Origin of the sequence: Blattabacterium cuenoti (assembly GCF_014251735.1) — a bacterium.
Taxonomy (GTDB): Bacteria; Bacteroidota; Bacteroidia; order Flavobacteriales; family Blattabacteriaceae; genus Blattabacterium; species Blattabacterium cuenoti_C.
On the sequence record NZ_CP059197.1, the window covers coordinates 601,429 to 613,449 of the forward strand.

Here is a 12,021-nt window from a genome sequence, read left to right on the forward strand (position 1 = left end):
ATAAAATTAATTTTTCTTTAATGAAAATTCGCTATGCAGATCTTATCGATCAAACTTTTGATTTTCCTACCGAGGAATTTTCTCTCAAGAATAATCTTCTAGAATTTCATGGAATTCCACTAATGGATATTATTCAAAAATATGGAACTCCATTGAAATTTACTTTTTTACCAAAAATATCTCAAAACATACAAAAAGCTAAAAAATGGTTTGAAAAGGCCATCCATTCTAATAAATATAATAATAAGTATACTTATTGTTATTGCACAAAAAGTTCTCATTTTTCTTTTGTATTAGAAGAAGCCTTAAAAAATAATATTAGCATTGAAACTTCATATGCTTATGATATAGAAATTGTGAAAAATCTTTATCAAAAAGGAAAAACGAATAAAGATATTGAAGTTATTTGCAATGGGTTTAAAACCCATAATTACATAGAAAATATATCATATTTGATTAATAATGGTTTTTATAATACTATTCCTATATTAGATAATTCCGATGAATTGGAAAAATTAAGTTTTTTTATCCATTATCCATTTAAATTAGGAATACGCATAGCTTCTGAGGAAGAACCAAAATTTGAATTTTACACTTCACGTTTAGGAATAGGATATAAAGATATTATTGTTTTTTATTTGAATAAAATAAAAAACAATCCAAAAGTGGAACTCAAAATGCTCCACTTTTTTATAAATACGGGAATTAAAGATACGGCTTATTACTGGAATGAACTTTTCAAATGTTTACATATTTACGCTAAATTAAAAAAAATTTCTCCAGAATTAGATATTTTAAATATAGGAGGAGGTTTTCCTATTAAAACCTCTATGTCTTTCAAGTATGATTATGAATACATGACTAATGAAATTGTTTATCAAATAAAAAAATTTTGCCAAGAAGAAAATATTTCCGAACCTCACATATACACAGAATTTGGAGCTTATACAGTTGGAGAAAGTGGAGGAATTATCTATAGAATACTTAATCAAAAAAGACAAAATGATAGAGAAAAATGGAATATGATAGATAGTTCTTTTATGACTACTATTCCTGATACTTGGGCTATTAGTCGGAGATTTATTATGATGGCCATAAACCGTTGGAATGATTCTTATGAAAGAGTTTTCTTAGGAGGTTTAACGTGTGATAGTGACGATTATTATAATTCTGAACAGCATATGAATGCAATATATCTTCCTCGTTTTCGTGAAAAAACTCCACTTTATATTGGTTTTTTTAATACTGGAGCCTATCAAGATACCATCAGTGGATATGGAGGAGTCCATCACTGTTTAATTCCACAACCTATTCATATTTTAATTGATCATGATGATCAAAAAAAATTGGTATATAAAATATTTCGTCATTCTCAGAGTCCTGAAGAAATATTGAAAATATTAGGTTATTAAAGTGATTAAAAAAAATATTATGAAAAAAAAAACATTCGCAAAAATTCCTCTAAAGTATGCTACTCTTGAAAAATCTCAAATAGTGCTTATTCCCGTTCCATATGATTATACAGGAACATGGAAAAAAGGATCTAAAAAAGGACCTAAAGCTTTTTTATCCGCATCAGAACATATGGAATTATATGATATCGAAACTAATTCCGAAGTATACAAAAGAGGAATTTTTATTGTTCCATCTGTTGTGAATTCTTCAATTTCTTCCAGAAAAATGGTAAAAAAAGTCTACAATATTACTAAAAAATATCTTTTAAAAGAAAAATTTGTTACTTTCATTGGTGGAGAACATTCCATTTCCATAGGAAGCATCAGAGCTTTTGGAGAAAAATATATGAATATGAGTATTCTCCATATGGATGCACATGCAGACTTACGTCCTATTTATAATGGAGATCCTTATAACCATGCATGTTCAATGCATGAGGCGTCTCAAAAATACCCTGTAATCCAGATAGGAATTCGGAGTATGGATATTTCAGAAAAATCGTACATACAAAATGGGAATATCTTTTATTTTCATGAAATCTATCAAAATGATTTATGGATGAAAAAAGCTATTCAAAGACTATCTGAAAACGTATTTTTAAGCATAGATATAGATGTTTTTGATCCAAGCATAGCACCTTCTACAGGAACTCCGGAACCAGGAGGTTTATCTTGGTACACCACTTTAAAATTTTTGAAAATGGTTTTTCAAAAGAAAAAAATTATAGGTTTTGATATCGTGGAATTTTTGCCAAATGAACAAGAATCTTCTACAGATTTTTTAGTTGTTAAACTTTATTATAAACTATTGTCATATAAATATGAATTAATAACTTATCAATCATGAATCAAAAAATAATCATAACTATAGATGGATATTCTTCTTCTGGAAAAAGTACTTTAGCTCAAGCACTTTCTAAAAAGTTAGCATATTCCCATATAGATACTGGAGCTATGTTCAGGAGTATAACTTTATTAGCTATTAGAAAAAAAATTTTCAACAGTGACTTATGGAATGTCAAAAATTTTATACCTATTTTGAATCATTTAAATTTCCAATTTAAATGGAACAAAAAATTGAATCAGACAGAAATTTTTTTAAATCAAGAAAATGTTCAATCCGAAATTAAGTCTATAGAGGTTACAGATAAAGTAAGCTTAATAGCCAGAATACCAGAAGTTCGGGAAAAGTTAGCAGTGATACAAAAAAAATTTGGAAATCGAAAAGGAGTTATTATGGAGGGTAGAGATATAGGACATAGAATTTTTCCTCATTCAGAATTAAAAATTTTTATGAAAGGATCTATAGACGTTCGTGCTTATAGAAGATATCAAGATTTTCAAAAAAAAGGAAAAAAAGTTTCTTATGAAGAAATACGAAGAAATATTTTCCATAGAGATATGATGGATATTTCTCGTAAAATTTCTCCACTTCAAAAACCTATAGATTCTGTAGAAATAGATAATACATTTCTTAATATTGAAAACCAGTTAGATCTTATACTTCAATTAATAGATAAAAAAAAAAATAAAATATGAAACTTCTAAATAGAAAAATAGCCATAGTTACAGGTGGTTCAGGAGATATAGGACAATCTATAGTAAAAACATTTGTAAAACATGGAGCCTATGTTATTTTTACATACTTTTCATCAAAAACATACGCTAAAAAATTAGTTAAAGAATTAGGAAATTCTGTAGAAGCTTACGAAATAGACCTAAAAGATTTAAATTCTTCTCAAACATTTGTTCAAACAGTTATAGAAAAATACGGATGTATAGATATATTAGTCAATAATGCTGGAATTATAAAAGATAATTTTTTATTTAGAATGTCTGAAAAAAATTGGGATACAGTTATTCGTACAAATATTTATTCTGTTTTTCATATGACTAAATTTGTTATGTTTCCTATGATTAAACAAAAAAATGGAAGCATCATTAATATGAGTTCCGTGATCGGAATAACAGGGAACCATGGACAAGCAAATTATGCAGCATCTAAAGCTGGAATTATTGGATTTACTAAATCTATAGCTAAGGAATTAGGAAAAAAAAATATACGTTGTAATGCCATCGCTCCTGGATATATTTCTACAAAAATGAATTCTTATTTTTCTCCCAAAAAAAAAGAAAATTGGATAAAGAACATTCCATTAAAAAGACCGGGGATCCCTCAAGATGTAGCTAATTGTACTCTATTTCTAGCATCGGATTTATCTAATTACATAACTGGATCTGTTTTAAATGTTAACGGTGGATTAATTTAATTTAAATGTATTCAAATAAAAAAATTGTACAAAGTTTAGGAGAAATCCTGAAAGCTAAATCCATATCTCATATCATAATCTCTCCAGGTTCTAGAAATGCTCCAATAATTATCCACTTTACACAACATAGATACTTTAAAACTTATAGTATTGTAGATGAACGCTGTGCTGGTTTTTTTGCTTTAGGAATCGCTCAAAAAATAAATAAGCCTGTAGTTCTTAGTTGTACTTCTGGATCTGCTGTAGTTAACTATTATCCTTCAGTTACAGAAGCTTTTTATCAAAATATTCCACTTATTTTTATTACAGCAGATCGTCCTAAAGAAATTATAAATACTCTAGAAGGACAAACTATTCATCAAGAAAATATTTTTCAAAACCATGTAGAATCATCTATTCAATTAACAGAAGATGAAACCCAATTAGGATTATGGTATAACGACAGATTAATCAATGAATCTATTAATAAATGTATTGAAAAAAAAAAACCTATACATATTAATATCCCTTTTTCAGAACCTCTTTATGAAACCACTAATCTTTTACACGTAAAACCTAAAATAATCAATACTTTTCCTGTAAAAAATTGTATTGAAAAACCTAAATATTATCGAAAAGAAAAACATATATGGAAAAAATCTAAAAAAAAAATGATTTTATTAGGTTTATATAATACAGGAAAAAAATTAGAAAAAATTTTAAATAAATTAAGTATAGACCCTTCCATAGTTATTTTTACGGAAACAACATCTCATGTATACGGAAAAATTTTTTTTTCCTGTATAGATCAACTGCTTTTCAGTATGAAATATCCAGAATGGATAAAGTTAAGACCTCACATTTTATTAACTATTGGTGGAAATATTATATCCAAAAAGATCAAGTTCTTTTTAAGACAGAATCCTCCCAAGTATCATTGGCACATAGGAGAAAATAATAGCAAAAATTATCCAGATACCTATTATCGATTAACTACCTATTGGCCTATAAAACCAGAAATTTTTTTCAAAATATTCCATTTATCCAGTTTAAAAAATTTAGAATCATCGGATTATCGATATAAATGGGAAAAATTGAGAAAATATAGAAGAAAAAAAAATGACTCTTTTTTTAAAAAGGAGAAAAGTTTTTCAGATCTAAAAGTTTTATTTTGTGTATTTAAATCTATTCCTAATCATTCCGTTTTACAATTAGGAAATAGTACTATAATAAGATATTATCAACTTTTTGATGATAATAAAAAATATTCAATAAATTCTTATTGTAATAGAGGTACTTCTGGGATAGAAGGAAGTGTTTCTACTGCTATAGGTTATGCTGTCAGTAGCAAGAAAAAGGTAACTTTAATTATTGGAGACATAAGTTTTTTTTATGATAGTAATGCATTATGGAATAATTATACTCCAAATAATTTTCGCCTTATACTTATTAACAATGGTGGGGGAAATATTTTTAGATCTATTTCAGAATATGAAATACCTGAAAAAATATTAAATTTTTTTGAAACAAAACATTTTTTTACTGCAGAAAAAATTTGTGAAATGCATAATTGGAAATATGAAAGAGTATCAAATAAATTCTCTTTGAAAAAGAGTTTAGATATTTTTTGGAATAAATCGGATGTTCCTTGTTTATTAGAAATAGACACTCAAAAATCTAATAATGCAAAAATATTGAAAAAATATTTATCCTATCTTTCTTGATTTTTTTAAAGATAAAAAAATATCCCATATAGCTTTTATTCTAGCTAAAAGTTCTCGAAATTGTGTTTTACAGTCAAAAGAGAGACTTTTTGCGTTAAAACCTATAACATCTAAACCTAAACAATTTCCAATGAATATGGCTCTTTCATTATGAAATCTTTGAGAAATTATAGTAAACTTTTTTTGATTAAAAACTTTGTATACTCTTAATACAGAATGTATCGTGCTGATTCCAGAAAAATCTTCATATATAAAATAAGCAGGTATCCCCTTACTTATTAATTCCTTTTTCATCATTTTTGGTTCATTATAATTCTTTTCTCTATTATCTCCACTCACGATAATATAACGGATTTTTTTATGATAAAACAGAAAACAAGCGGCGTCCATCCTATATTTGAAATAAGCGTTCAATCCCCCCCCGTGTAAATACTTAGAAGTCCCTAAAACCACTCCAAATGTATTATATGGAATTTTTTCAATATTATCATAGCTTTTTCTTATAGACCACAAACTAATTCCAAGATAACAAATAACTATGATAAAAATTATAATAAAGAATATACGTTTTATTTTTAGTTAACACAATCGTATTCTAAAAAAGATCGTCTTCTATGACCCATTCTCCCTTTTCTAAAAAAAAATCCACTTGTTTAAATTTTATGTTTTTAGTTTCTCCTGTAATTAGATGACGGATATTAATTCTATTATTTCTTCCTAATTTTTTCCCATTTTTTACCTTTAAAAAAGGATCTATCATTCTATGATGATTTGGAATACATAAAATATCACTTGTCATTATAGTAGACTTTAACAAAAAAGAAATTACCTGTTTATTAATTTCATAAACTCTTTCTTGAAATAAATTAAAAGCATTCTGCTTATAAACAATCAGAGGATCTTTTTGTTCAAAAACGGCATTTTGCACTGAATATCGCAAACTATCCATTTCTCGTAAATGTTCTTTCCATTTCTCATCTAAAAAACACAATATAGTTTTTTTTTCAAATATAGATAATAACGATAATCCACGACTATCATAAATTTCTTTTAAGTTAGATGCAGAAATAATATTATTAATGCCATCCGTAAACATAACTTGAATTTGATAATCAGCTTCTCCCTTTCCTATTATATTAGATATAACAGGAATAATTTCTTTAAAGATCATTCTTTCTTTTTTTTTCTCATAAAAATTTATAATAAGATCATGAAGATAATTGATACAATCACGTTCTTTATAAGAAAAAAAATCACTCTCTTTTATAGGAAACTCTAGTCCAAAAATTTGGATGAATTCATATTCCAAATTTTTAAAATCATTCAAAGATTTGTTTACCAATATCATATTATCTAATAAAACATAGATCATATTGGAAATATCTAAACTTAACTCTTCTCCACATAAAGCATTTATACGTTTTTTATAAATAAATTCTCGTTGTTTATTAATTACATCATCATAATCTAGCAAACGTTTACGTATACTAAAGTTATTATCTTCTATTTTTTTTTGTGCTCTTTCTATAGATTTTGTTAATAAAGGATGTTGAATGATATCTCCTTCTTTGTGTCCAAAACGATCCATTAATTTAGAAAGTCTTTCTGAATCAAGGAACAAACGAATTAAATTATCTTCTAACGATACATAAAACTGAGAACTTCCTGGATCTCCTTGACGTCCAGAACGTCCTCTTAATTGATTATCTACCCTTCTAGAATCATGTCTTTCCGTACCTAAAACAGCTAAACCTCCATATTTTATGACTTCTTTGGATAGCTTTATATCCGTTCCTCTACCCGCCATATTGGTTGCTATAGTTACGGATCCAGGTAGGCCAGCTTTTTCTATAATCTCCGCTTCTTTATCATGTAATTTAGCATTTAAAACATTATGTACAATTTTTCTAAATTTCAAAGCTCTGCTAAGAAATTCAGAAACTTCAACAGAAGTTGTTCCAACAAGAACAGGACGTTTTTCATATTTAGATAAATGAATAATTTTTTCTATAATAGCGTTATACTTTTCACGTTGTGTTTTGAAAACTAGATCTTGTAAATCCCGTCTTTGCATAGTCTTATGTGTAGGAATGACTACTACATCTAATTTATAAATATGCCAAAATTCTCCAGCTTCTGTTTCTGCAGTTCCAGTCATTCCAGAAATTTTTTTATACATTCTAAAATAATTTTGTAAAGTGATGGTAGCAAAGGTTTGACTAGAAGATTCTATTTTCACTTTTTCTTTAGCTTCAATAGCTTGATGAAGACCATCTGAATAACGTCTTCCTTCCATAATACGACCAGTTTGTTCATCAACTATTTTCACTTTTCCATCCATAACTACATAATCTATATCTATTTCAAATAAAGTATAAGCTTTAAGAAGTTGATTAACAGTATGTATACGTTGTAATTTTACAGTAAAATTTTTTAAAAGTTTTTCTTTTTCTTTTGTTTCTTTTTCTTTTGAGTAATTTTTATTCTCTAATTCAGTAATTTCCACATTAATGTCAGGTAAAATAAAAAAACCTACATCTTCTACATTTTTAGATAAGAATTCAATTCCTTTGTCTGTTAATTCTACAGTATTATTTTTTTCATCAATAACAAAATAAAGATCTTTATCTACTTGATGCATTTCTCTCCCATTATCTTGTAAATATTGACTTTCTGTTTTTTGTAAAAGCAAACGTATTTTATCTTCACTTAAGAATTTAATCAAGGATCTTTTCTTTGGCAAACCACGGTAAGCCTGAAGAAGTTTAAATCCACCTAATTTTTTTTCTCCAGATTTAATCAAATTTTTAGATTCTTGAAAAAATTTTGTAACTTCTATATTTTGTTGATTAACAATGTTTTCTACTTTATCTTTTAATAATTTAAATTCCTCTTTATTATCTTTATGAGGATGAACTGGTCCTGATATTACTAAAGGAGTACGCGCTTCATCTATTAAAACAGAATCAATTTCATCTATAATAGCATAATTCAAATTCCTTTGAACTAATTCTTCTTTAGAACAGGCCATATTATCACGTAAATAATCAAAACCAAATTCATTGTTTGTTCCATAAGTGATATCCGCTTGATAAGCTTTTTTACGCATATATCCAGATGGATAATTATCAATACAGTCGACTCTTAATCCATGAAATTCCATTAAAGGAGCCATCCAATTTGCATCTCTTTTAGATAAATAATTGTTTACTGTAACAATGTGAACACCCCTTCCAGATAGAGCATTTAAATAAGCAGATAAAGTAGCCACAAATGTTTTTCCTTCTCCAGTTGCCATTTCCGCTATTTTTCCTTGATGTAAAACTATTCCTCCCATTAATTGAACATCATAATGAACCATATCCCATATGATAGATTTTCCATATGCATCCCATTCATTCTTCCAAATCGCCCTATTATTTTGCAATAAAACATAAGATTTTTTTTTAGACAATTCTTCGTCAAAAAGAGTCGACTTGACTATAAGTTGCTTTTTTTCTTTAAAACGTTTGGCAGTTTCCTTAATAACTGCAAAAGCTTTCGGTAAAAGATTCATTAAAACTTTTTGTTCAGTTTTATAACATTCTCTTTGCAGTTTTTCTATTCTCAAGTAAATTTCCTCTAAAGTGCTTATAGAATAAGATTTTTCCTTTATTTTTTTTAGAAAAAATTTTTCCTTTTCATAAAATTCTTTTGTAGATTCTTTTATGATTATTTGAAATTCTTGAGTACGATTCCTTAATTCATCATCTGATAAAAACGATATTTTTTTCTCTTCTTCTTTTATATGAATGATTAATTTTTTCATTTCTTGAAGATCTCTATCATTTTTATTTCCTAATAAACTTTTTAATATTTTTTTAAAAAAACTCATTAAATACAATGATTAAAATATAAATCGAAGTCATATTATTAAAGTTCATATTCATCTCTATTCCAATAAAAATCTTCGTCATCACGTGGATAATCTGCCCATATATCTTCTATAGATTCAAAAACTTCTCCTTCTCCATTTTCTAATTGCTGAAGATTTTCCACCACTTCTAATGGAGCACCAGTACGAATAGCGAAATCGATTAATTCCTCTTTTGTTGCCGGCCAAGGAGCATCTTCTAAATGAGAAGCTAATTCTAAAGTCCAATACATATATTTTATTGATATTTTATTTATACTGAATTATATTTAATAATAATCATCAAAAAAATCCCTAAAATTTTTTGAAAAAATGATATTTGTTTGATTTTCAAAAATCAATAAAATTTCTCATATACAAGATAAAATTAGTGTATTTAAATTACAAATAATTTGATATTATTTTAAACATATGTTAAGATGAAAAAGTTTCCTAGAATTGTATTTATAGGTTCAACTCCTTTTTCTTTTTTCTCTTTGAAAGAATTATATACTCGAAAATATAATATCGTAGGAATAATAACGGCTCCTGATCCTCCATTTTCTAAAAGAAAAAAAAATTCTTTTCCTGTCAAAGAATACGCTTTAGAAAATCATATTCCTCTTTTACAACCAAAAAATCTTTTGGATTCTTCTTTCTTAAGAAATTTCACGATGTGGAAAGCGGATATACAAATTGTTGTTTCTTTTCGTCTTTTACCTAGAGAAATTTGGTCTCATCCAAAAATGGGAACTTTTAATTTACACGCCTCACTTCTTCCTCAATATAAAGGACCCGCTCCTATAAATTGGGCAATTATTAATGGAGAAAAGAAAACTGGATTAACTACTTTTTTTATTTCTAATCAAGTAGATTCTGGAAATATTCTTTTACAAAAAGAAATAGAGGTAAAAGGAGATGAAACAGCTGGAGAACTTGAAAATAAATTAAAAAAGATTAGTGGATCTATAGTTAGAAAAACATTAGAAGGAATTTTGCAAAAAACAATTAAACCTATTCCGCAAAAAATCATAAGTTCTTCATCATTAAAATATGCTCCAAAAATATCTTCTATAAATTGTAAAATTCATTGGAAAGTATCATCTATAGATGATATTTATAATAAGATAAGAGGATTGAGTCCTTATCCATCAGCATGGACTACCTTATTTTTTAAGGAAAATAGATTTGTAAGATTCAAGATTTTCTTGGTCAAGAAAATACGTAAAACACATAATTTTCCAATTGGATCAGTAATTATTTCTTCCTGCGAAATGAAAATTTCGGTAAAAGAAGGATTTATATCTGTTATTGAAGGACAAATAGAAGGGAAAAAAAAAATGAATATAAAAAATTTAATTAACGGAATAAAAATAAGAAAAAACCTTTTTGTTCGATAAAAAAGTATTTTTTTTTACTGCGTCAGCCATTTTATCCATGATAAATCTTTTATATTTGTTATCGAATAAATAAATGTTTTATAGTTAATTCAAATTAAATTAATTATACATGAACAAAACAGAATTGGTAAATTCAATATCTGAAAAAACAGGTATTACGAAAATAAAAGCAAAAAACGTTACGGATGCATTTATTGAAACGGTTATTGAATCCCTAAAAAAAGGAGATAAAGTTACCTTAGTTGGATTTGGAACATTTTCTGTTGTAGAAAGAAATCCCAGAAATGGGATAAATCCTAGAACAGGGAAAAAAATTCATATTCCAGGAAAAAAGGTAGCTAAGTTCAAAATAGGTGCAGAATTGACAAATTTGTAATTTTATTTTTTCAATAGAAGATAAAGTAGCATAGTGCTTTTATCTTCTATTTTTTTCTTAATCTTTTCATGGAGATAATCTATACAAATTCCATTTATTAGTTTTTTTAGTTAAACTATAAACCAATCTATCATGAAGTCTATTCTGTTGTCCTTGCCAAAATTCCATTTTATAGGGTTTTACGATATAGCCTCCCCAATCAAAAGGACGCTTTATTATATTTTTTTTAAAGAATAAACTCCACTTTTGATATTGAATCAATAAATGTTGTTTAGATGGAATAACGGTACTTTGTTTAGAGGCCCAACATCCCACTTGGTTTTCCATGGGTCTTCTAGAAAAATATTCATCTGATTGATTTTTTGATAATTTCATTACATCTCCCTTAATAATAATTTGCCTTTCTGTATTTGGCCAATAGAAAGATATACATGCTTTTGGTTTATTTTGAATGGATCGACCTTTAAAACTCCGATAATTTGTGTAAAAAATAAAACCCTCTTCAGAATACATTTTAAGCAAAACAATCCTTGTTTCAGGAACCCCATCTTTTCCTATAGTTGAGATAGACATCGCATTATGTTCTTCATTTGCTTTATTATGAATATTTTTTTCTTCTTGAAACCATTTATGAAATAATCTGAAAGGATCTAAGGGCGCATCAGTTTCTATCAAAGAATTTTTTTGATAAATTTTTCTACAATTACTTAAATCAGAAATCATAATATTTTATGTAAAAATGTTGACTTATTATCTATCAAATAAAAATATATTAACTTTATTACACAAAAGTTCTCTATTACCTGTTTCATTATTATATGAGGCGTGATAGCTCAGTTGGTTAGAGCGTTGGATTCATAACCCAGAGGTCGGGGGTTCAATTCCCCCTCACGCTATTATTATCTGTATTATGTGTAAAGTTAAAA

The 12,021-nt window shown here is 27.1% G+C and carries 11 protein-coding genes and 1 tRNA gene; 8 read left to right on the forward strand and 4 right to left on the reverse strand.

Features of this window, described 5'->3' with window-relative positions; genetic code table 11:
* The first annotated feature begins 20 nt into the window (after window positions 1–20).
* The 5 genes from H0H60_RS02930 to menD are packed head-to-tail and all read left to right on the forward strand — an operon-like array spanning window position 21 to window position 5,427.
* Window positions 21–1,412 carry a type III PLP-dependent enzyme domain-containing protein gene (locus tag H0H60_RS02930; RefSeq protein WP_185862663.1) on the forward strand — a complete coding sequence of 464 codons (1,392 nt, stop codon included), beginning with the start codon at window positions 21–23 and terminating at the stop codon, window positions 1,410–1,412.
* Between the two features lie 19 nt (window positions 1,413–1,431).
* Window positions 1,432–2,301 carry an agmatinase gene (gene speB / locus H0H60_RS02935; protein ID WP_185862664.1) on the forward strand — a complete coding sequence of 290 codons (870 nt, stop codon included), beginning with the start codon at window positions 1,432–1,434 and terminating at the stop codon, window positions 2,299–2,301.
* Window positions 2,298–2,993 carry a (d)CMP kinase gene (cmk, locus tag H0H60_RS02940; RefSeq protein ID WP_185862665.1) on the forward strand — a complete coding sequence of 232 codons (696 nt, stop codon included), beginning with the start codon at window positions 2,298–2,300 and terminating at the stop codon, window positions 2,991–2,993. The genes speB and cmk overlap by 4 nt, the downstream gene beginning before the upstream one ends.
* The gene (fabG, locus tag H0H60_RS02945) at window positions 2,990–3,724 is read left to right on the forward strand and encodes a 3-oxoacyl-[acyl-carrier-protein] reductase (RefSeq protein WP_185862666.1); all 735 of its coding nucleotides are present in this window, start codon (window positions 2,990–2,992) and stop codon (window positions 3,722–3,724) included. The genes cmk and fabG overlap by 4 nt, the downstream gene beginning before the upstream one ends.
* Before the next feature lie 5 nt (window positions 3,725–3,729).
* Entirely contained in the window at window positions 3,730–5,427 is a 1,698-nt protein-coding gene (menD, locus tag H0H60_RS02950; RefSeq protein WP_185862667.1) for a 2-succinyl-5-enolpyruvyl-6-hydroxy-3-cyclohexene-1-carboxylic-acid synthase, read from the forward strand.
* Here menD and H0H60_RS02955 read toward each other — a convergent pair.
* The 3 genes from H0H60_RS02955 to H0H60_RS02965 form a co-directional block, all read right to left on the reverse strand.
* Entirely contained in the window at window positions 5,410–5,940 is a 531-nt protein-coding gene (locus H0H60_RS02955; protein WP_238784895.1) for a SanA/YdcF family protein, read from the reverse strand. The two genes, menD and H0H60_RS02955, sit on opposite strands and share 18 nt — an antisense overlap.
* Window positions 5,941–6,022: 82 nt before the next feature.
* Window positions 6,023–9,301, reverse strand: a complete 3,279-nt coding sequence (gene secA, locus H0H60_RS02960) for a preprotein translocase subunit SecA (RefSeq protein ID WP_185862668.1) — start codon at window positions 9,299–9,301, stop codon at window positions 6,023–6,025.
* Window positions 9,302–9,339: 38 nt separating this feature from the next.
* A complete protein-coding gene (locus H0H60_RS02965) occupies window positions 9,340–9,573 on the reverse strand; it encodes a DUF2795 domain-containing protein (RefSeq protein WP_012821710.1) in 234 nt (77 codons plus the stop codon).
* A 186-nt stretch (window positions 9,574–9,759) separates the two neighbouring features.
* Here H0H60_RS02965 and fmt point away from each other — a divergent pair, with 186 nt between their 5' ends.
* On the forward strand, window positions 9,760–10,719 hold the full coding sequence (gene fmt / locus H0H60_RS02970) for a methionyl-tRNA formyltransferase (RefSeq protein WP_185862669.1): 960 nt from the start codon (window positions 9,760–9,762) through the stop codon (window positions 10,717–10,719).
* Window positions 10,720–10,828: 109 nt separating this feature from the next.
* Window positions 10,829–11,095 (forward strand): HU family DNA-binding protein, encoded by a 267-nt coding sequence (locus tag H0H60_RS02975; RefSeq protein WP_185849768.1) that lies wholly within the window; start codon window positions 10,829–10,831, stop codon window positions 11,093–11,095.
* Window positions 11,096–11,161: 66 nt separating this feature from the next.
* Here the strand turns inward: H0H60_RS02975 and pdxH are convergent, their stop codons facing one another.
* Entirely contained in the window at window positions 11,162–11,818 is a 657-nt protein-coding gene (pdxH, locus tag H0H60_RS02980) for a pyridoxamine 5'-phosphate oxidase (RefSeq protein ID WP_185862670.1), read from the reverse strand.
* Between the two features lie 99 nt (window positions 11,819–11,917).
* On the opposite strand from pdxH, the gene H0H60_RS02985 reads away from it, so the two are divergent.
* Window positions 11,918–11,991 (forward strand) — tRNA-Met (locus H0H60_RS02985).
* The last annotated feature ends 30 nt before the right edge of the window (window positions 11,992–12,021 follow it).